This is a genomic window from Burkholderia sp. SIMBA_062, assembly GCF_046534765.1.
Lineage (GTDB): Bacteria > Pseudomonadota > Gammaproteobacteria > Burkholderiales > Burkholderiaceae > Burkholderia > Burkholderia ambifaria.
Genome location: NZ_JAWRYD010000157.1, coordinates 1 through 337, shown reverse-complemented (window position 1 = coordinate 337; position 337 = coordinate 1). Strand labels below are relative to the sequence as shown.

Here is a 337-nt window from a genome sequence, read left to right as displayed (position 1 = left end):
GCGCATGGCATTGTATCCCGCGAGGTATTCGCCGAAGTGCCGCCTCGTGTCGAATATTCACTGACGGAATTCGGCCGTAGTCTCGCGCCCGTGCTCGACGCGATGAAGGAATGGGGAGATCGTTACGTCTCCTGGCGCGCATCACAGGGGCAGGATTGACGTGGCCTGCCTCTACAAACCGGGCCAGTCAGAACCTAGCAAAGTTCGTTTTCGGAGAAGAAGACGAACATGAAAAAGCGCTTTATGGAAGAACAAATCATGGGTTTCTGAAGGAAGCCGAGGCCGGTATACCGGTGAAGGAGCTGTGCAGGCAGCATGGCTTCAGTGACGCGTCGTT

Annotated in this window: 1 protein-coding gene and 1 pseudogene; both read left to right on the top strand. The window is 55.8% G+C overall.

What is annotated here, in order from left to right:
• Positions 1 to 9: 9 nt before the first annotated feature.
• On the top strand, positions 10 to 159 hold the full coding sequence (locus SB786_RS35835) for a winged helix-turn-helix transcriptional regulator (protein ID WP_410731521.1): 150 nt from the start codon (positions 10 to 12) through the stop codon (positions 157 to 159).
• A gap of 69 nt (positions 160 to 228) precedes the next feature.
• Positions 229 to 337: pseudogene (locus tag SB786_RS35830) on the top strand (transposase); the annotation flags it as partial.